The 20,068-nt window shown below is 71.4% G+C and carries 11 protein-coding genes and 1 pseudogene; 3 read left to right on the plus strand and 9 right to left on the minus strand.

What is annotated here, in order from left to right; all coding sequences use genetic code 11:
- Positions 1-369 precede the first annotated feature (369 nt).
- From GA0115254_RS24680 to GA0115254_RS24695, 4 genes are all read right to left on the minus strand, one after another.
- On the minus strand, positions 370-693 hold the full coding sequence (locus GA0115254_RS24680) for a hypothetical protein (RefSeq protein WP_093897531.1): 324 nt from the start codon (positions 691-693) through the stop codon (positions 370-372).
- A 32-nt stretch (positions 694-725) separates the two neighbouring features.
- Positions 726-1,094 (minus strand): WhiB family transcriptional regulator, encoded by a 369-nt coding sequence (locus GA0115254_RS24685; protein ID WP_093897472.1) that lies wholly within the window; start codon positions 1,092-1,094, stop codon positions 726-728.
- Between the two features lie 173 nt (positions 1,095-1,267).
- Positions 1,268-1,600 (minus strand): hypothetical protein, encoded by a 333-nt coding sequence (locus GA0115254_RS24690; RefSeq protein ID WP_093897473.1) that lies wholly within the window; start codon positions 1,598-1,600, stop codon positions 1,268-1,270.
- Positions 1,601-1,765: 165 nt separating this feature from the next.
- Positions 1,766-4,018: an ATP-dependent DNA helicase UvrD2 gene (locus tag GA0115254_RS24695; protein WP_256102755.1), complete on the minus strand. Its 2,253-nt coding sequence runs from the start codon at positions 4,016-4,018 to the stop codon at positions 1,766-1,768.
- Positions 4,019-4,176: 158 nt separating this feature from the next.
- Between GA0115254_RS24695 and GA0115254_RS24700 the strand changes: the two genes are divergently transcribed.
- Complete coding sequence (locus GA0115254_RS24700; protein WP_093897475.1) at positions 4,177-4,431, plus strand: mycoredoxin; 255 nt, start codon at positions 4,177-4,179, stop codon at positions 4,429-4,431.
- 99 nt (positions 4,432-4,530) lie between these two features.
- On the opposite strand, the gene nudC is transcribed toward GA0115254_RS24700, so the two are convergent.
- From nudC to GA0115254_RS24720, 5 genes and pseudogenes are all read right to left on the minus strand, one after another.
- Entirely contained in the window at positions 4,531-5,478 is a 948-nt protein-coding gene (nudC, locus tag GA0115254_RS24705) for an NAD(+) diphosphatase (protein WP_093897476.1), read from the minus strand.
- A gap of 44 nt (positions 5,479-5,522) precedes the next feature.
- Positions 5,523-6,917 carry a dipeptidase gene (locus tag GA0115254_RS46420; protein WP_256102757.1) on the minus strand — a complete coding sequence of 465 codons (1,395 nt, stop codon included), beginning with the start codon at positions 6,915-6,917 and terminating at the stop codon, positions 5,523-5,525.
- A gap of 219 nt (positions 6,918-7,136) precedes the next feature.
- Positions 7,137-10,652: pseudogene (locus GA0115254_RS24710) on the minus strand (UvrD-helicase domain-containing protein); the annotation flags it as partial.
- Positions 10,653-11,024: 372 nt separating this feature from the next.
- Positions 11,025-14,627, minus strand: a complete 3,603-nt coding sequence (locus GA0115254_RS24715; RefSeq protein WP_093897478.1) for an ATP-dependent helicase — start codon at positions 14,625-14,627, stop codon at positions 11,025-11,027.
- Positions 14,628-14,839: 212 nt separating this feature from the next.
- Complete coding sequence (locus GA0115254_RS24720; protein WP_305137675.1) at positions 14,840-15,265, minus strand: MGMT family protein; 426 nt, start codon at positions 15,263-15,265, stop codon at positions 14,840-14,842.
- Positions 15,266-15,486: 221 nt separating this feature from the next.
- Here GA0115254_RS24720 and GA0115254_RS24725 point away from each other — a divergent pair, with 221 nt between their 5' ends.
- A complete protein-coding gene (locus tag GA0115254_RS24725; RefSeq protein ID WP_093897480.1) occupies positions 15,487-18,267 on the plus strand; it encodes a lysylphosphatidylglycerol synthase transmembrane domain-containing protein in 2,781 nt (926 codons plus the stop codon).
- A 139-nt stretch (positions 18,268-18,406) separates the two neighbouring features.
- Positions 18,407-20,008 (plus strand): alpha/beta hydrolase, encoded by a 1,602-nt coding sequence (locus GA0115254_RS24730; protein WP_093897481.1) that lies wholly within the window; start codon positions 18,407-18,409, stop codon positions 20,006-20,008.
- Positions 20,009-20,068: the final 60 nt, after the last annotated feature.

Raw genomic sequence — 20,068 nt, forward strand, 5'->3', positions numbered from 1 at the left:
GGCTCTCGATCGCTCTGATATGAGTGCGGGCGCACTCTTCGCAGAAGTACTGGTGTTTTCTGTTCTCCACGGAGCAGATCCAGGTCGGCGGTGCACTCTCGCTGTCGGCGGAGGTACCGCACAGGGCACAGACGACCACGTCGGCGTCCCTCTGCGCGGGTTGCTGAATCCGGTGATGAGCCTCGTCCACCTCGTGACGATAACTCCGTCTCCGCTGTGCCGCGCGGCACCACACAGCACGACCGCACAGCACGACCGCGGGGCCGGCCCGTTCGGACCGGCCCCGCGGAAGGGGTACTGACTATGGGTACTGATTGCTGCTGGGCAGAGCGGCTGCCCGGCAGCGGGTGCTGCTGGTGTTCGGCCTGACTAGTGCATGACTGCCATGGCCAGCGCACGGCGGGCGCGCATCGAGGCGCGCTCGGCCCGGCGCTGCATCCGGCGCGCGGCGACCAGGCGCACGGCCTGGCGTTGCGCGTCGGCTTCCCTCAGGCGGTCGTGCATATGAGCACGAGCCAGGGCTTCTGGGATGAGTTGCATCTCGCGGGTCCTGTTCTGACGCGAGTCGTTCGCGCCGATGATCGTGACGTTCGGTGTTGCGGAGCCGACGGGCTCATTCGTGGGGACGGACATTGGTGCCTGATTTCGGGGATCGTGGGTGTGGGGGCGGTCGATGGTTCCGATGCGCTTCATGGGCTTGGGGGCCGTGACCCCCAGTCCGGCGGTCACGCCGCGACCGGGTTCTTGCGCGGACGGCCACGCGGCCGCTTGCGAGCAACGACAACGCCCTGGATGAAGAGCTCGCCACCCCAGACGCCCCACGGCTCGCGACGCTCCTTGGCGCCGGCGAGGCAGGCCTCGACGAGCGGGCAGGTGCGGCAGAGGGACTTGGCGTACTCGACGTCGGCCGGCGACTCGGCGAAGAAGACCTCCGGGTCGTAGGAGCGGCAGGGGACGGGCACGCCGAGGTTCTCGATGGCGTCGTCGAGCGCGGTCAGCGCGGTGAGGGGGATCAAGGTGGAGTCCTCCGTGAGGCCGGGCGGCGGGATCATTTCGGAAGGCGGTACGGACGGGGCGTGCGCTTCGAGTTGCACGGTGGGTGGTGTCCTCGTCTGGTCGTTCCGACCTGTTGGCCGGGGGGCGGCTGGTACCGGGTGTTGCATGTCCCGAGGCTCCTTCGCGCTGTCTCGTCCGTTTGGACAAAACAAAAGGGCCGCGGATCCCGAGTGGGGTTCCGCGGCCCTGAAGGCGCCGGCCTGATTCTGAATCAGGCTGGATCACTCCAGGGTTCAGGCCCACGGAAGGCCCACATCGTGTGGTGCATCGTCTGCTTCTTGGCGCCGGATTCCGCTCCTGCACCGACGGCCGCAAAGGCATAGGCCTGGGCCTGTCCCTTCGCTACTGCTGCTGCCGGTGCCTGGGTCGGTCGCTCATTGCGCTCCCGCACGGGGAGGTTCGACAGGGACAGCGGGCTGACGGCGGAAATGCCGGACAGACCGGTGCCACGCAGCGAGAACTCCGAAGAGCAGGCGAGGCCGAGCGAGCAGGCGGAGACGACCGAGAGATCGGTCATTTTGTTGGTCTCGATGATGCTGATCACTTCAATCGCCTCCTCTCGGCGTCTCGGGGGGACCGGCGGGCCGGTCCTGCGTATTCGGATAAGTACAGCACAGGACCCGGGCTTCAGAGAAGCCGCTGTTCCCGTGGTTAAGAACCTATGGTGATGACTGGGGCGGGCGCAAACTATTTTTTCGACGAGTTTTTCTCACACCTCGTCAACGGCGTCCCCAAGACCTTCTTCTGGCGTCTCACCTGCGCAAATGGCAAGGACCGCGGTCCCGAACCGGTCCAGCTTCCGCGCGCCGACCCCGGAGATCCCGGCCAGTTCGCCCGCGCTGCCCGGCACCGCCTCGGCGATCGCCATCAGCGTCTTGTCCGTGAACACGCAGAACGCGGGCTGGCCGATCTCCTTCGCCCGGACCGCCCGCCAGTCGCGGAGCCGCTCGTACAACGCCTCGTCCATGTCTGAGGGGCAGTCGTCGCAGCGCATCAGCTTCATCTCGCCCGCATCGGTGAGGGTCTTGCCGCAGACCCGGCACCGGGCAGGGCCGCGGCGGCCACGTTTGGCGACCGGCCCGGGGCCCCGTTCGATCCCGCCGCCTCCGGCCGCGCCGCGCGTGCCGAGGGCCACCGAGCCGGGGCGCAGTCCGTTCAGGAACCGGCTCGGGCGCCGTCCGGCGCGGCCGCCGGGCGAGCGGGAGAGCGACCATGACAACGAGAGATGGAAGCGCGCCCGGGTGACGCCGACGTACAGCAGCCGACGCTCCTCCTCGATCTGCTCGTCGGTCTTGGCGTAGGTGATCGGCATCATGCCCTCGTTCAGCCCGACCAGGAACACGGCGTCCCACTCCAGGCCCTTCGCCGAGTGCAGCGAGGCGAGTGTGACTCCCTGGACCGTGGGGGCGTGCTGAGCGGCTGCGCGCTCGTCGAGCTCCGCCACCAGATCGGAGAGCGTCGCCCCCGGCTTGGCCTGCTCGAAATCCTCGGCGAGCCGGACCAGTGCGGCCAGGGACTCCCAGCGGTCGCGCACCGCGCCTGAGCCTGCGGGCGGTTCCGTGGTCCACCCCTTGGTGGAGAGCACCGCGCGCACCTCCGCCGGCAGCCCCTCCGCGTCGTCGAGCAGGGAGTCGTTGCCCCCCGCGCGGGCAGCGCCGCGCAGGGCGATGCCCGCCTCCCTTACCTCCGCGCGTTCGAAGAAGCGCTCCGCGCCCCGCAGCTGGTACGGCACGCCCGCGTCGGCCAGGGCCTGCTCGTAGACCTCGGACTGGGAGTTGACCCGGTAGAGCACGGCGATCTCGCCGGCCGGGACGCCCGCGGCGATCAGATCGCGGATGCGGCGAGCGGTGCCTTCGGCCTCCGCAGGCTCGTCCGCGTACTCCGCATGGACGGGATCGGGGCCGGGCTCGCGCTGCGAGACCAGTTCGAGTCGGTGCTCGGCGGCGCGGCCGCGGGCCTGGCCGAGCAGCCCGTTGGCCAGATGGACGACCTGGGGGGTGGAACGGTAGTCCCGGACCAGCTTGACCACTGTCGCGTTGGGGTGGCGGGTGCGGAAGTTCAGCAGGTGGTCGGGGGTGGCTCCGGTGAAGGAGTAGATCGTCTGGCTGGCGTCACCGACGACGCACAGGGTGTCCCTGTCGCCGAGCCAGAGGTCGAGCAGCCGCTGCTGGAGCGGGCTGACGTCCTGGTACTCGTCGACGACGAAGTGCTGGTACTGGCGGCGGACGTGGTCGGCGATGTCGTGACGGTCCTGAAGGATGGCGACGGTGAGAAGCAGCACATCCTCGAAGTCGATCACCGAACGGTCGCGCTTCAGCTGCTCGTACATCGCATAGATCTGGGAGATCTCGGCCGGATCGCGCGGGGCGTCCCGTTGGGTCTTGGCGACCACGGCCGGATAGTCGGCGGGCACGGTCTGGGTGACCTTGGACCATTCGATCTCGCTGGTGACGTCGCGCAGCTCGTTGCGGTCGAGCCGGATGCGGCAGCGGGCCGCGGCCTCGGAGACCAACTGGACCTTGCGCTCCAGCAGCCGGGGCAGGTCACCGCCGACCGCTTTCGGCCAGAAGTACTGGAGCTGGCGCAGGGCGGCGGAGTGGAACGTCCGCGCCTGCACCCCGCCCGCGCCGAGCTGGCGCAGCCGTCCCCGCATCTCGCCCGCGGCCCGGTTGGTGAACGTGACGGCAAGCACACTGGCCGGCTGGAGTATCCCCGCGCGCACCCCGTAGGCGATGCGATGTGTGATCGCACGCGTCTTGCCCGTACCGGCTCCGGCCAGCACACACACCGGGCCGTGCAGGGCCATGGCGACCTCGCGCTGCTCGGGATCCAGGCCGTCGAGCACGGCGTCGGCCGACTCGGGAGCCTGTGGGAAAAGGGAGGAATGCGTTGCTGCTGTCACCCCGCCATGCTGCCAGGTCGGAAGAGGCGGGCGCGGAGGTTGTCCACAGGGGGGCCGCATCTGTCGTACTAATGCGGGGGTGGCGGCGGGAATGGTGATCAGCTCGCGTACGTTCCCTTTCCGTGCGGCGACGCACTTTCCAGCTTCTCCGCGTGCCGGATGAGACGGATGAGACAGAAGAGTCTGACAAGACTGACGAGACAGAGGAGCGCGAAGACATGTCGGGCACTGTGACGATGTACAGCACCACGTGGTGCGGCTACTGCCGTCGGCTCAAGAGCCAGATGGACCGTGAAGGCATCGCGTACAACGAGATCAACATCGAGCAGGACCCGGACTCCGCGGCCTTCGTCGAGAAGGCCAACGGGGGCAATCAGACCGTTCCCACCGTCCTGGTGGTCGGCTCCACGGGTGTCGAGGCCGTCATGACGAACCCGTCCCTGGCCCAGGTGAAGCAGGCGCTCGCCGCCTGATCCCGTCGCTCCCGCAGCACAGTCACGCCCCCTCCGGTCGAACACCGGAGGGGGCGTTCCTGTACGCGTCCGGGGGCGCGGCAGCCCGTCCGCCGTGCGTCAGCCGACGGTTCCCGGTCTCGGGAGCGGCTTGCCGTACCAGAGTTCGATCAGACGGGCCGCGATCGAGATGCCGAACGGGGGCATGATCTCGCCCGACTCGAAGGCCGCCGTCAGGTCCTCGCGGGAGAACCAGCGGGCCTCCTCGATCTCCTCACCGTCCACGTCGATCTCCGACGAGGTCGCCCGTGCCATGAAGCCCAGCATCAGGCTGGACGGGAACGGCCAGGGCTGGCTGGCGATGTACTCGACCTCGCCGACCGTGACGCCCACCTCCTCGAACACCTCGCGGGCCACGGACTGCTCGATCGACTCCCCCGGCTCGACGAAGCCCGCGAGCGTCGAGAAGCGGCCTTCGGGCCAGTGCACCTGGCGGCCCAGCAGGGCGCGGTCCTGGTCGTCCGTCACCAGCATGATGACCGCGGGGTCGGTGCGGGGGTAGTGCTCGGCGCCGCAGGCCGGGCAGCGGCGGATGTGGCCGGCTGCCGCGATGACCGTGCGCTCGCCGCAACGCGAGCAGAAGCGGTGCAGGCGCTGCCAGTTCTCCAGGGCCACCGCGTGCACCATCAGGCCCGCGTCGCGGGGGCCGAGCAGCAGTCCGGCCTCGCGCAGGCCGGCCGGGCGGGCCGGCTGGTCCATGCGGCCGGGCAGGGAGTCCTTCTGGAGCGCGAAGTAGCTGACGCCGTCCTCGTCGGTGCCGAGGAAGTAGCGGTGGGTCTCGGTGACCGGGGCCTCGAACGCCGGGGTCATGACGATCTCCGTACCGCCGTCGGCCGTGTCGTCGATCAGCACCTGCCCGCCGGAGACGACGAACACACGGGTGGTCGGGTGGCTCCACGCGGCGGACAGCCAGGCCTCGTCGAGGCGGTGGTGCGCCGCGCGGTCGATGCCGCTGGGCGCCGTGAGACCGATGGGCCGGTCTGCGGTGGCGTTGTCGAAGGTGCTCACAGGTGCTTCCTACTCCCCCGGGACGGTTCGGGTGTTCAGAGGATTCAGCGGAGTGCGGCGGCCAGCTCGCCCCAGAGGTGGGCGGCTGTCTCCACGCCCTTGAGCAGCAGGTCGAGTTCGACCTTCTCGTTGGGGGCGTGCCAACCGTCGGACGGTACGGAGATGCCCAGGAAGAGGACGGGTGCGCCGAGGACGTCCTGCAGGTCGGCGGCGGGTCCCGAGCCTCCTTCCCGGGTGAAGAGGATCTTCTGGCCGAAAGCCCGTCCCATGGCGCGGGCCACGGCCTGCAGAGCGGGGTGGTCCAGCGGGGTCAGGCAGGGGCGGGTGGCGGGGGCGAAGGTGATCCGGTGGCGGACACCGGCCGGGACCTGTGCCTCGGCCCAGGCCCTGACCACCTGTTGGATGTGGTCGGGGTCCTGGCCCGCGACCAGCCGGAAGCTGATCTTCACCAGGGCGGAGGACGGAATGATCGTCTTGCTTCCCGCGCCCTGGTAGCCGCCGCCGATGCCGTTGACCTCAGCGGTGGGGCGGGCCCAGATGCGTTCCAGCGTGGAGTGGCCGGCCTCGCCCGACGCCGCTCGTGACTTGGCGGTACGCAGCCAGGTGGCCTCGTCGAAGGGCAGCTCGGCGAAGAGCGCGCGCTCGGTGTCGGTGAGTTCCGTCACCCCGTCGTAGAAACCGGGGATCGCGACCCGTCCGTCCACATCGTGCAGTGCGGCGACGAGCCGGGCCACGGCGGTCGCCGGGTTGGGGACCGCGCCGCCGAACGAGCCGGAGTGGATGTCCTGCTCGGGGCCGTACAGCTCGATCTCGCACTCGGCGAGGCCTCGCATACCGGTGCAGACCGTAGGGGTCGTCTCGTCCCACATGCCGGTGTCGGAGACGATCACGGCGTCTGCGGTGAGCCGGGCGGCCCGCTCCTCGACCAGGGCGCGGAAGTTCGGTGAACCGGACTCCTCCTCGCCCTCGATCAGCAGCTTGAGGTTGACGGCCGGGGTGGTACGGCCGGTGGTGGCGAGGTGGGCCCGGACGCCGAGGGTGTGGAAGAACACCTGCCCCTTGTCGTCGGCGGCGCCCCGCCCGTACATGCGGCCGTCGCGGATCACCGGCTCGAACGGGTCGGTGTCCCAGCCGTCCTCGCGGGCGGCGGGCTGCACGTCGTGGTGCCCGTAGACGAGGACGGTCGGGGCGTCCGGGTCGTCGGACGGCCACTCGGCGAAGACCGCGGGAGCACCGGGCGTCTCCCAGATCTCGGCGACCGGGAAGCCGGTCTCCACGAGCTTGGCGGACAGCCACTCGGCACTGCGTCGTACGTCCCCGTCGTGGACCGGCTGGGCGGACACGGACGGGATGCGCAGCCAGTCGGCGAGGTCGTCGAGGAAGGCTGTGCGGTGCTGTTCGGTGTACGTACGGACGGCGCTGTCCGGGGTGTCGCTCATGGCCTTGAGCCTAGTGCCTCGCCCAGTGGGGTTTGCCCGCCGAGGAGCGTCGTCCGGTGCGTGCGATCGCAAGGCGCCGGAGTGCCCTCGGATGGGGTCTCCCCTGCTCGAACGAAGCTGAGAGCTTGGGGAAGGAGCTGCTTGCGCACTCCGGCAACGCGGCGAGCGTGCGTGCGTGGGCGGCGCGACGGGGCAAACCCCACGTGGGCGAGGCACTAGCCCCGTGGGAGGTGGCTCGTCCAGCAGGAGCCGCTCCAGCTCCGCCCGGCCCGGGAGGCGGGTGGGGCGGACGGTCTCTCCGCTGCGTACGTACAGGAACGTGGCGGTGACGTCGGTGAGCGGCAGATCGTGCAGCTCGGCCCAGGCCAGACGGTAGACCGCGAGCTGGAGGGGGTCGGCGGTGTTGGTGCGGGTGGTCTTCCAGTCGACGATCTCGTACGTGTCCCCGGTGCGGTACACCGCGTCGATACGGCCCCGGATCACCCGGCCCGCCAGAGTGATCTGGAACGGGGTCTCCACCCGGTACGGCGTACGGCGGGCGTACGGGGTGCGCTCGAAGGCCTCCTTGAGTGCGGCGAGGTCGCGCTCGTCGGCGATCTCGGCGTCGCTCTCGTCGCCGCCGGGCAGCTCGTCCGGCCCGAGCATGGGCAGCGGCAGTTCCTCGAAGCGGGACTCCACCCAGGCGTGGAAACGGGTACCCCGGCGGGCCGCGGGCTGCGGGGGCCGCGGCATGGGGCGGGCCAGTTCCTGGGCGAAGCCGTCGGGGTCGTCGGCGAGACGCAGCAGCTGGGTGGCGGAGAGCGAGGCGGGTACGAGGACGTCGCGCACGGTGGCGCGGGCGCGGCGCAGTTCGCCGGTGAGGGCGTCGAGGTCGCGGTCCCAGGAAGCGAGTGTGCGGGATTCCTCGGGGGTGAGCCGCTGCTCCCCGGCGGGCTCCGGCGTGCGGGCCGCCGGGACGTGCGGCATGGGAGCGGAGGCATGCGGCGTGGGAGCCGGGACGTGTGGCGTGGGAGCCGCCGGCGGGGGCTCCATCGACAGGGCGTCCCAGTCGGCGGCCTCGTCGGGGTACGCCTCGCTGCCGGGGAACGGGTCGTCGTCGTAAGGGGCGTCGTACGGATCGTCGTGCGGATCCGGATCGTCGTGCACATCCGGAACGCCCCCCGCCGCGGCCAGGGCCTCCAGATGTGCCATCACCGTGTCCGCGGCGGCCCGGCGGCGGGTCAGGGCGGTGTCGTCCAGGGGGAGCGGCCACGCCCGGTCGGCCTCCTTCTCGGCGAGGGCGGGGTTCTCCTCGTCCTCGGCCGGTTCGTCCGCCCAGGCCTCGATCTCGCCGTGGCCGGCCGCGCAGTGCTCGTACAGCGCATGCAGGAAGTCGGACGGGCCGCGCGGCTTCTTCTGGGTCGGGCCCCACCAGTGGCCGGAGCCGAGCAGCAGGGTGCGGGGCCTGGTGAAGGTGACGTATCCCAGGCGGAGCTCCTCGGTGTGCTGGTGCTCCTTCATCTCCTCCTTGAAGCCCTTGAGCCCCTTGGCGTCCCAGGAATGGATGACGGGGAGGGTGGCCGTGTCCCCGCGCAGGGCGTGCGGGAGGACCTTGGGCTGGGAGGTCCAGGCGTCGCGTGACTGGCTGCTGGGGAACTGTCCGGTGACCAGGCCGGGCACCGCGACGACGTCCCACTCCAGGCCCTTGGACTTGTGGGCGGTGAGGACCTTGACGGTGTTCTCGCCGCCGGGCAGTGCGTTGTCCAGGCCCTTCTCGTACTGGACTGCCGTGCGCAGGAAGCCCAGGAAGGCAAGGAGGGTGGCCTCGCCGTCGACGGCTGCGAAGCGGGCCGCGACGTCGAGGAAGTTGGCGAGGGTCTCGCGGCGGCGGGCGGCCAGGGCGTGCGGCGACGCGGAGAGCTCGACCTCCAGGCCGGTGGTGGCGAGGACGCGGTGCAGCACGTCCATCAAGGGGTCGGCCAGCGAGCGGCGCAGGTCGCGCAGTTCGGCGGCCAGGCGGGCGAAACGGATGCGCGCCTCGGTGGAGAACGGAAGTCCGTCGTCCTCTCCTCCGCCCGATTCGAGGAAGGTGTCCAGGGCGTCGGCGAGCGAGATCACTTCGGCCGGGTCGATGCCTTCGACGGCCTCGGCGAGGCGGCGGTCGGGGTCGAAGTCGTCCTCGCCGCCATGGGCGGCGCGGTGGACGAGGAGGCGGGCACGACGGCCGAGGAGTGCCAGGTCGCGGGGGCCGATCCGCCAGCGGGGGCCGGTGAGCAGCCGGACCAGGGAGGCGTTGGCGCCGGGGTCCTGGAGGACCTCGCACACTGCCACGAGGTCGGCGACCTCGGGCAGGTGCAGCAGCCCGGACAGGCCGACGACCTCGACCGGGATGTCGCGGGCCACCAGCGCGGCCTGGATCTCCGGGAAGTCGCCCGCGGTGCGGCACAGCACGGCGATCTCGCCGGGCGCCTTTCCGGTCCTCACGAGGTGGGCGATCGAGTCGGCGAGCCAGTCGATCTCTTCGGTGTGGGTACGCAGCAGGGCGCAGCGGACGGTGCCGTCGCGCTCGGCGCCCGGAGCGGGGCGCAGTGCCTCGACGCCTTCGTGCATGGCGCGCAGGGGTGCGGCGAGGCCGTTGGCGAGGTGGAGGAGGCGGCCGCCGCTGCGGCGGTTCTCACTGAGGGAGTAGCGGGTGGCGGGGGTGCCGTCGGCGTGCGGGAAGTGGAGCGGGAAGTCGTCGAGGTTGGCCACGGAGGCGCCGCGCCAGCCGTAGATCGCCTGGCAGGGGTCACCGACGGCGGTGACGGCATGACCGGTGGCCACCGCCCCGGTGGTCGCGCCGGACTCCGCCCCGCTCTCCGCCTCCGTGATCCTGGCCTCGGGGCCCCTGCCGAAGAGGGCGGAGAGCAGCAGGCGCTGGGCGACGGACGTGTCCTGGTACTCGTCGAGCAGTACGACGCGGAATTCGTCGCGCAGGATCGCGCCGACCTCGGGGCGGGTGAGGGCCAGCTCGGCGGAGAGGGCGATCTGATCGCCGAAGTCGAGGACGTCGCGGCTCTTCTTGGCCTCGCGGTAGCGGCGGGTCAGCTGCAGCAGCTCACGACGGGCCTGGGCGGCCTCGGGAATCCTGCGCAGCTCGGCATTGGTCAGCCGGGCCGTTTCCAGCGTACGGAGCAGGTCGGTGTCGTACTCCGCGAGCTGTTCGGGGCGTACGAGATGCTCGGCCAGCTCGGCGTCGAGGGCCAGCAGATCGCTGACCAGCGTGGGGAACGACCTCGTCAGGGCCGGGTAGGGGCCGGGCGCCTCGCGCAGTACGCGGGCGGCCAGCTGGTAGCGGGTGGCGTCGGCGAGGAGGCGGGTGGTGGGTTCGAGGCCGATGCGCAGCCCGTGCTCGGTGAGGAGCCGGCCGGCGAACGCGTGGTACGTGGAGATGCTGGGCTCGCCGGGGGGGTTGTCCGGATCGAAGGCGTCCGGATCGGTGACCCCGGCCGCGATCAGGGCCTTGCGGACGCGCTCGGCGAGCTCGCCCGCCGCCTTGTTGGTGAAGGTGAGTCCGAGGACCTGTTCCGGGGCGACCTGGCCGGTACCCACCAGCCACACCACGCGCGCCGCCATCACCGTGGTCTTTCCCGACCCGGCTCCGGCCACGATCACCTGCGGGGCGGGCGGCGCTGTGATGCAGGCCGTCTGCTCCGGGGTGAACGGGATCCCGAGAAGCTCCTTCAGCTGCTCGGGATCGGTGATGCGTGAGGACACCCGACAGAGGCTAACCGCGCGCACTGACAACGTGCCGGGGCCGCAGGACGGTCCGGGCGGGCCGGTGGCCGGCAGCAGGCCCGACCGGCGGCCCGCAACGGGATCGCCCGGTGCTCCGGGTTCGGACCGCCTTGAGCGCTGACCGCCTCAACTCCTTTGCGAGGAAGGCCTGATGAGCACTCGCGGCATCCGGTCCTGACGTCCTCGGCCCGCACCGGCGCACCGATGGGGCCAAGGCACATCCGGCCCGGCTGTATGACGTATTTCTCGATGTCGAGGACGACTGCCCCGCCTACGGTGAGGCGGCGGCCGTCGCGAGTGCCGTCCACGTCGTGGTGGCCCTCAGGCCCTGACCGAGCGGACGGAAGGGTCTCACTCCAGGATGTGACGGCCCTCCGGCTGTGCGCTGCACGAGGCACGGAAGGTGCAGTGCGTGCAGTGCTGACCGGTCGTGGGCGTGAACCGTTCGTCCAGGACCCGGCCGGCGGCCGTGGCCAGCAGGTCGGAGACCCACTCGCCGGAGAGCGGTTCCTGGGCCTGCACCTTGGGAAGGGCGTCGCCGCCCTCCTTCTTCGGGGCGGGCTGTCGCAGCTGTACGAGTTCGGCGCCGCCGGGCACGGGACGGCTGCCGTCGAAGATCTCGTCGACCGCCCCTTCCCGGACGGCCAGCTGGTACACGGCGAGCTGGGGGTGGCGAGCGACCTCGTCCTTGGTCGGGGACTGCTTGCCGGTCTTGAAGTCGACGACGTACGCCCGGCCCTCGGCATCCTGTTCGACGCGGTCCATGGAGCCCCGGATGCGTACCTCGTACTCCCCCGCCTCCAGCGTCACGTCGAAGTCGTGCTCGCTCGCGGCGGGGGTGCGGCCGGTGCGGTCCATGACGTGCCAGCGCACGAAGCGTTCGAGGGCGGCCCTCGCCTGTTCCTTCTCCTGCTGGGATTTCCAGGGGGCGTCGAAGACCAGGCCGTCCCAGACCGAGTCCAACCTCTCCATCAGGACCGCCAGATCGGCGGGGGTGCGCCCGGAGGCCACCTCGTCGGCGAGTACGTGGACGACGTTGCCGAAGCCCTGTGCGGCCGTCGCCGGGGCGTCCGCCTTCACCTCGCGGCCGAGGAACCACTGGAGCGCGCAGGTGTTGGCGAGCTGGTCGAGCGCGCTGCCGGAGAGGGACACGGGCTGGTCCCGGTCGCGGAGCGGGACGGCGGAGCGGGTCGGCTCGTACAGGCCCCACCAGCGGTAGGGATGGGCGGCGGGTACGAGCGGCTGGCCCTCGTCGTCGGTGAGCGCGGCGAGGCGGGCGAGGCGGTGGGCGGCCTCCCTGCGCAGGGCGTCCGAGGCGTCGGGGTCGACGGTGGTGGCGCGGAGTTCGGCGACGAGCGCGGCGACGGCGAGGGGTCGGCGCGGCCGGCCGGTGACGTCGCGCGGTTCGACGCCGAGCTCGGTGAGGAAGCGGGACGGCTGGTCGCCGTCGTCGGCGGGCGCCTTGACCGCGGTGACGACGAGCCGTTCGCGTGCGCGGGTCGCGGCGACGTAGAAGAGGCGGCGTTCCTCGGCGAGGAGGGCGCCGGGGGTGAGCGGTTCGGCCAGGCCGTCGCGGCCGATCCGGTCCGCTTCGAGGAGCGAACCGCGGCGGCGCAGGTCCGGCCAGAGCCCCTCCTGCACCCCTGCGACGACGACGAGGCGCCATTCCAGGCCCTTGGACCTGTGTGCCGTCATCAGCCGTACGGCGTCGGGTCGCACCGCACGCCTGGAGAGGGTGTCGGCGGCGATGTCCTGGGCGTCGACCTCCTCCAGGAAGTTGAGCGCGCCGCGCCCACCGGTGCGTTCCTCGGCACGGGCCGCGGTGTCGAAGAGCGCGCAGACGGCGTCGAGGTCGCGGTCGGCGTTGCGGCCGCCCGCACCACCGCGCAGCGCGGCACGCTCCAGGCGCCCCGGCCACGGGGTGCCGGCCCACAGCTCCCACAGGGCTTCTTCCGCGGTACCGCCGCCTTCGAGAAGCTCGCGCGCCTTGCGCAGAAGCGCACCGAGCCGCTGGGCGCCGCGTGCGTACGCCGGATCGTGCGCAACGAGCCGTTCGGGCTCGACGAGCGCTCGGGCCAGCAGGTCGCCGGAGGGCGCCGGTACGCGATTCCCGGCGGCCCGCTCCTCGTCGCGCAGGGCCCGGCCGAGCCGACGCAGGTCGGCCGCGTCCATGGAGCCGAGGGGGGAGGTGAGGAGGGTCAGGGCCGTCTCGGTGTCCAGCCAGGAGGGTGCTTCGGGGACGGGTTCCCGGCCGGGAGCCTTTTCGGGGCCCTGGCCGGGAGCCTTTTCGGGGTCCTGGCCGGGAGCCTGATCGGGCTCCTGGCCAGGAGGAGTCTGGGCCTCCACACCCTCCGAGGCCGAGGCTCCCGCACCCTCCGATGCCGGGGCTCCCGCACCCTCCGATGCCGGGGCTCCCGCACCCTCTCGGACCTCCGAGTCGGGAGTCTCCGCACCCTTCGATGCCGGGGCCCCCGCCTCCGCGCCCGGCGCACCCCGGCGCAGCGCCGCTGCGGCAACCGCGCGCAGGGCCGTCAGGAGCGGAGCCACCGCCGGTTCATGGCGCAGGGGGAGGTCGTCGCCGTCGACCTCCACGGGGACGCCCGCCGAGGTCAGGGCCCGGCGCACCGAGGGGATCGTGCGGCCTCCGGCCCGTACGAGCACCGCCATCTCGTTCCATGGGACGCCGTCCTCCAGATGTGCCCGGCGCAGCAGATCGGCGATGTTGTCGAGTTCGGCGGAGGCGGTCGGGTAGGTGTACGTCTCGACGCTGCCGCCCTCGCGGACCGCGGCGAGTTCCCGGTGGGCACGGACCTTCGCCGAGGGCAGCCGGGTCAGCGGCATCCGACGGGTGAGCAGCCGGGTGGCGGCCAGCAGCTGTCCACCGGATCGGCGCGAGGCCGTGAGGACGCCGACCGGTGCCGGGGCGCCGTCCGCCCGCCGGAACATCTCCGGGAAGTCGAGGATGCCGTTCACATCGGCACCCCGGAACGCGTAGATCGACTGATCCGGGTCACCGAAGGCGATCAGGTCCCGGCCGCCCCCGGCCCCCGGCGCGGTCCCCCGGTTGCCGGCCAGTGCATGCAGCAGCCGAACCTGTGCCGGGTCCGTGTCCTGGTACTCGTCCACGAATACCGCGTCGTACTGCCCGGCCAGCAGCGCCGACACCTCGGGACGCTCCGCGAGCAGCACGGCCCGGTGCACCAGCTCCGCGTAGTCCAGTACCCCTTGTGCGTCCAGCACGTCCAGGTACTCGGCGAGGAACTCGGCGGCGGCGCCCCAGTCCGGGCGGCCGGTGCGGCGGGCGAAGTCGGTCAGCGCGTCCGGGCCCAGGCCCAGCTCACGGCTGCGGGCGAGCACCGCCCGTACCTCGTCGGCGAAACCGCGCGTGGTCAGACAGGCCCGCAGCTCGTCCGGCCAGCGGATGTGCGCGAAACCGTCCTGTTCCAGTTCGAGCTGGCCGGCGAGCAGCTCGCGGACGGTGACGTCCTGCTCCGGTCCGGAGAGCAGCCGCATCGGTTCGGCGAAGAGGTCGGCGTCCTGATGGGCGCGGACCAGTGCGTAACAGAAGGAATGGAACGTGGTGGCCTGCGGACCGCGGGCGGCACCGAGCCGGGCGGCCATCCGGTCGCGCAGCTCCACGGCGGCCTTGCGGCTGAACGTGAGGACCAGGATGCGGGCCGGGTCGCCGCCCCGCGCGACGCGTGCGGCGACCGCCTCGACGAGCGTGGTCGTCTTGCCGGTGCCCGGTCCGGCGAGCACCAGGAGCGGGCCTCCGGGGTGATCAACCACCGCACGTTGCGCTGCGTCCAGGAGAGGGGGATCCACGGAGCCCGGCGGGGTGCGCACCAGTCGGTACGCGCCCGCGGTCCTCCCCCTACGCCCCTGCGGGCGTGGGGGGACCCCCTGCCGTGCCTGGCGGTACGGACTGTGCCGGGTGAAGGAGGAGGAGCTCACGTGGATCGCCGGTCCTGGTGGGTGTGCTGGTGCTGAGGGTGTGGTGCGTGCCGCGAACTGTCGACGCTACGCCAGCGGGGGTGCGGTCCGGGGCGAGTCCGCTGCGTGCCTCGTCACGTTCCACGTCACGGGTGCCGTCGCGCATCGCTTCGTGTTCCGCATCACGCGCCGGGCCCGGCGCCGCCCGTTGCGCCCCCGAATGGCCGAAGCTGTCAGATGTGAGCACCTCCGTTTTTGTCCCTGTCCGCGTCCGCGCCCGCACCGCCGGTGACGCCGTCCCACCGCGCCCGCTTCATGTCGAGTCGCGGCAGATGGCCCTCCGCGCTGCGCGACGCCTCGCGCAGTGGGGTGCTCTCCTCGCGGTAGTGGTCCAGCGCCCGCAGTTCGTGGCCGGGCAGCAGCGCCCCGTCTGCGCGCACCACGCGCCACCACGGCACCGCGGCCCCGTACAGCGCCATGACCCGGCCGACCTGGCGCGGGCCGCCGTCGCCCAGCCACTCGGCGACATCTCCGTACGTCATGACACGGCCGGGCGGAATCAGCTCGGCGACATCGAGCACCCGCTCCGCGTACTCCGGCAACTCGTCGACCGTCGGGTCGCCGCTCGTCCCGTCGCCGCTGGTCCGGTATTGACTCATCCGGCCCATCCTGCCGTACTCCACCGACAGCCCGGCCCGGTCCGTGTGCGCCCTTTCACGGGGCGTGCGTGCGGGAGCAAAGGGGCGTATCTTGCGCTTCGCGTGTCCGCGCAGTGCACCCTGATGCCCTCCTCTGTCGCCGGGCCGTGCCACCATCGTGCGGGCGGTGACCGGTGATACGAGAACACGAAGACCAATCAGAGGCGACGAAGGAGCAGGGCGTGCAGCCACCGAAGGCGGCGGACGCCCCTGACACCACGCCGTATCCGGACGCTTCGGACGGACCCGCCGAGAAGCCCGCTGCGGAGCAGGAAGAGCCCGGCGCGGAACAGGGGGAAGTCCCCGGGCACCCGGCCGGCTCGACGCTCTCGTCCGCCGCGGCCGAACAGGCCGAGCGCGTCTCCGGAGACGAGCCACTGCTCCCCGCCCGGGTGCACCGCCCCTCCGATCTCATGCGGCTCCTCATCGGGGTCCTGGCGATCGTCGTCCTGCTCTCGGTCGCCGCGTTCGCCCACGGCACGACCGCCGGTCTCGAACAGGACATCAACAAGGGAACCGGCCAGGCACCCGACATCCTGATCAAGACCGCCGGTCTGGTCTCCAGCATCGCCGTGCTGCTCGTTCCGGTCGCGTTCGCCATCGAGCGGCTGATCAAACGCGACGGACTACGGATCGCGGACGGCGTGCTCGCCGCCGTACTGGCGCACGGCGTCACACTCGCCACCGACCTCTGGGTGGCCAAATCCGCCCCCGGCACCATTCAGGACGCCCTGACCCAGCCGCAGCCCGGTGACGCGCTCACCGATCCCGTACACGGCTATCTCGCCCCCGTGATCGCCTATATGACAGCGGTCGGGATGGCGAGACGGCCACGCTGGCGGGTCGTGCTGTGGGTGGTGCTGCTGCTCGACGCGTTCGCCATGCTGGTCGGCGGCTACACGACCCCGTTCTCGATCATCCTCACGGTGCTGATCGGCTGGACCGTGGCGTACGGCACGCTGTACGCGGTCGGCTCGCCGAACGTACGGCCGACCGGTCAGCATCTGATGGCCGGTCTGCGCCATGTCGGCTTCCGCCCGGTCAGCGCGATGCGCGCCGAGGACGCCCCCGACTCCGGCGATCAGAACGACCGCGGGCGCCGCTACCTGGTCACCCTGGAGGACGGGCCACCACTCGATGTGACGGTCGTCGACCGCGAGCAACAGGCGCAGGGCTTCTTCTACCGGGTATGGCGCAGGCTCACCCTGCGCGGCATCACCCAGCGCAGCTCCATCCAGTCGCTGCGTCAGGCCTTGGAGCAGGAGGCGCTGCTCGCGTACGCGGCGATCGCCGCCGGGGCCAACGCACCCAAGCTGATCGCCACCTCCGAGCTCGGACCCGACGCCGTGATGCTGGTGTACGAGCACATCGGGGGCCGTTCCCTGGACGCGCTGGAGGACTCGGAGATCACCGACGACCTGGTGCGCGGCGCCTGGCGCCAGGTGAAGGCGCTCCAGTCGCGGCGGATCGCGCACCGCAGGCTCACCGGCGACGCCATCCTGGTCGATCGTTCCGGCAAGGTGTTCGTCACCGATCTGCGCGGCGGCGAGATCGCGGCCGGTGATCTGGTCCTGCGGATGGATGTCGCTCAGCTGCTGACCACCACGGGTCTGCGGGTGGGCGCCGAGCGGGCCGTCGCCGGTGCTCTGGAGGTGCTAGGCCCCGATGCCGTCGCGGACTGTCTGCCGCTGCTCCAGCCGATCGCGCTGAGCCGCTCCACCCGGGCGACCCTGCGTCGGCTCGCCCGGGAACGCTCGCAGCGCGAGCGCCAGGCGGTGCTCGATGCGTCGGACGCGGCCAAGCATGCCAGGGCGCTCGAACACGGGGCGGCTCAGGAGACCTCCACCGTCGGTCCGGTACCGGACCACAAGGCCGCCCGCAAGTCGCTGCGCAACCAGAAGCAGGCCGAGAAGCGGGCCCTGGACGACGCGCTGGAAGAGGCGCGCGAGGAGGATCTGCTCTCCCAGATGCGGCAGCAGGTGCTGCTGATCCGGCCGCAGGCACCGGTCGAACCGGTACGGCTGGAGCGCATCAAGGCACGCACCCTGGTCAGCTTCATCGCCGGCGCCATCGCCGCGTACTTCCTCATCTCGCAGGTCACCCAGGCCGACTTCGGTGCGGTCGTCGAGCAGGCGGAGTGGGGCTGGGTGGCGGCCGCGGTCGGCTTCTCGGCCCTCAGCTATGTCGCGGCGGCGATGAGCCTGCTGGGCTTCGTGCCGGAGCGGGTGCCGTTCGGCAAGACCGTGCTGGCGCAGGTCGCCGGGTCCTTCGTGAAGATCGTCGCCCCGGCCGCGGTCGGCGGTGTGGCGCTGAACACCCGCTTCCTGCAGCGCGCGGGGGTGCGTCCGGGCCTCGCCGTGGCGAGTGTCGGCGCCTCGCAGCTGTTCGGTCTCGGCTGCCACATTCTGCTGCTGGCGGCGTTCGGCTATCTGACCGGTACCGAGAGGACCCCGTCCTCGCTCACTCCTTCCAGGACCGTGATCGCCGGGCTGCTGACGGTCGCGGTGCTGGTGCTGGTGGTGACGGCGGTTCCGTTCCTGCGGAAGTTCGTGGTGACGCGGGTGCGGTCGCTGTTCGCCGGAGTCGTGCCGCGCATGCTCGATGTGGTGCAGCGGCCGCAGAAGCTGCTGACGGGCATCGGCGGAATGCTGCTGCTGACCGGCCTGTTCGTGATGTGTCTGGACGCGTCGGTCCGGGCGTTCAGCGGCCCGGATGTGCCGCATCTCAGTTACGCGAGCATCGCGGTGGTCTTCCTGGCCGGTAACGCGCTGGGGTCGGCGGCGCCCACACCGGGCGGAATGGGCGCGGTCGAGGGCGCGCTGACGCTGGGGCTGATCGCGGTCGGTCTGCCGAAGGAGGTCGCGGCACCGGCCGTTCTGCTGTACCGACTGCTGACGCTGTGGCTGCCGGTGCTTCCCGGCTGGCTCTGCTTCAACCATCTGACCCGCAAGGGCGAGCTCTGACCGTGGGGGCGAGCTGACGGTTTCTCAGCCGTGGCACGTGCCTGTGCGTAGGGCCGGTCGGGCGATCGGAGCGGGCCCCGGCCACCCGCTTGGACCGGTGCCTCGTGCACGGGTCCGGTTCCCACCGCACGATGGGGCCATGAGGACCTCCGCCCTGCGTGCCGCCGCTCTCGCCGCCGCCGTCACCGTGCTCCTGCCCATCACCGCCTGCTCGGAGAGCGGCACCAAGGACGACCCGGACGGGCCGCCGCGCTCTCCGGTTGCGGCGAATGCCGCCGAGGCGAGCAGCTCCGACCGGCTCGCCTCCCAGAAGCTGACGTGGAAGCCCTGCCCGGCCCCGTCCGCGGCACAGGGCGGCGGAAAGGCCCCGTCGCCCCTGCCCGACGGCACCCCCTGGGAGTGTTCCTTCATGAAGGTCCCGCTCGACTACGCGAATCCGGGCGGCGAGACGATCGAGCTGGCACTCATCCGGGCCAGGGCCAAGAATCCGGACAAGCGGATCGGCTCCCTCATCTTCAACTTCGGCGGTCCCGGCGCCTCCGGTGTCGCCACCCTGCCCGCCTTCGGCACCGACTACGACAAGCTCCGCACCCGCTACGACCTGGTCAGCTTCGACCCGCGCGGGGTCGGTCGCAGTGCGGGCGTGGAGTGCGAGACCGACCAGCAGCTCGACGCCCGCTACGAGACCGACGCCACCCCGGACAACAGCGCCGATGTGAATGCCTTCGTCAAGGACATCAAGACGTTCGCGTCGGCCTGCGAGAAGAACTCCGGCAAAGAACTCCCCTACGTCGGCACCACCAACGCCGCCCGCGACATGGATCTGATGCGTCAGGTGCTCGGAGACAAGAAGCTGTACTACTTCGGCATCTCGTACGGCACCGAACTGGGCGGCGTCTACGCCAACTTGTTCCCGAAGAACGTCGGCAGGTCGGTACTGGACGGGGTGGTCGACCCGACCCTGGACTCCGTGCAGTCCTCGCTCGGCCAGGCCAAGGGGTTCCAGCTCGCGCTGGACAACTTCGCCAAGGACTGCGTGGACCGCGGCGCCGCCTGCAAGCTCCCCGGTTCCACCGGGAAGGAGGTCGAGCAGGGGATCTCCGGCCTTCTCGCCCGGCTGGAGAAGAAGCCGATCCCGGGGCTCGGGTCCCGGCAGCTGACGCAGTCCCTGGCCATCACCGGCATCGCGGCCGCCCTCTACTCCAAGGAGACCTGGCCACTGCTGGAGCAGGGAGTGGACGAGGCCGACGGCGGGAACGGCGCGCTGCTCCTCGCTCTCGCGGACTCGCTGAACGGCCGTGAGGCCGACGGTCACTACAACAATCTGATGGCCGCCAACACCGCCATCAACTGCGCCGACTCCAAGCAGCGGTTCACCGCGGACCAGGCCATGGCGAAGCTCCCGGAGTTCCAGTCCGCCTCGCCGGTCTTCGGTGACTATCTGGGCTGGGGTCTGCTCGCCTGCACCGGCTGGCCGGTGGCGGGCGTCTGGGAGACCCCCGACGTCAGCGCCCCGGGTGCCGCCCCCATCCTCGTCATCGGCAACACCGGCGACCCGGCGACCCCGTACAAGGGAGCGAAGGCGATGGTCGACGCGCTGGGCAAGGGCGTCGGTGTGGAGCTGACGTACGAGGGCCAGGGGCACGGCGCGTACAACAGCGGCAATGCCTGTGTGCAGAAGGCCGTGGGCAGCTATCTGCTGGACGGCAAGGTTCCGGCGGCCGGGACGGTCTGCAAGTAATCCACCGTCTCGAACGGCCCGGGTCCTGCCGTCGAACCGCCGTCGCCGCCCAACCACGGC

The sequence above is a fragment of the Streptomyces sp. Ncost-T10-10d genome, assembly GCF_900091955.1.
Classification (GTDB): Bacteria; Actinomycetota; Actinomycetes; order Streptomycetales; family Streptomycetaceae; genus Streptomyces.

What these genes read in the sequence shown, in the direction of transcription:
- GA0115254_RS24680 (WP_093897531.1), bottom strand. Translation starts at nt 693, where the DNA reads ATGAAGCGCATCGGAACCATCGACCGCCCCCACACCCACGATCCCCGA.
- GA0115254_RS24695 (WP_256102755.1), bottom strand. Translation starts at nt 4,018, where the DNA reads ATGCGGCCCCCCTGTGGACAACCTCCGCGCCCGCCTCTTCCGACCTGG.
- GA0115254_RS24700 (WP_093897475.1), top strand. Translation starts at nt 4,177, where the DNA reads ATGTCGGGCACTGTGACGATGTACAGCACCACGTGGTGCGGCTACTGC.
- GA0115254_RS46420 (WP_256102757.1), bottom strand. Translation starts at nt 6,917, where the DNA reads ATGAGCGACACCCCGGACAGCGCCGTCCGTACGTACACCGAACAGCAC.
- GA0115254_RS24720 (WP_305137675.1), bottom strand. Translation starts at nt 15,265, where the DNA reads ATGAGTCAATACCGGACCAGCGGCGACGGGACGAGCGGCGACCCGACG.
- GA0115254_RS24730 (WP_093897481.1), top strand. Translation starts at nt 18,407, where the DNA reads ATGAGGACCTCCGCCCTGCGTGCCGCCGCTCTCGCCGCCGCCGTCACC.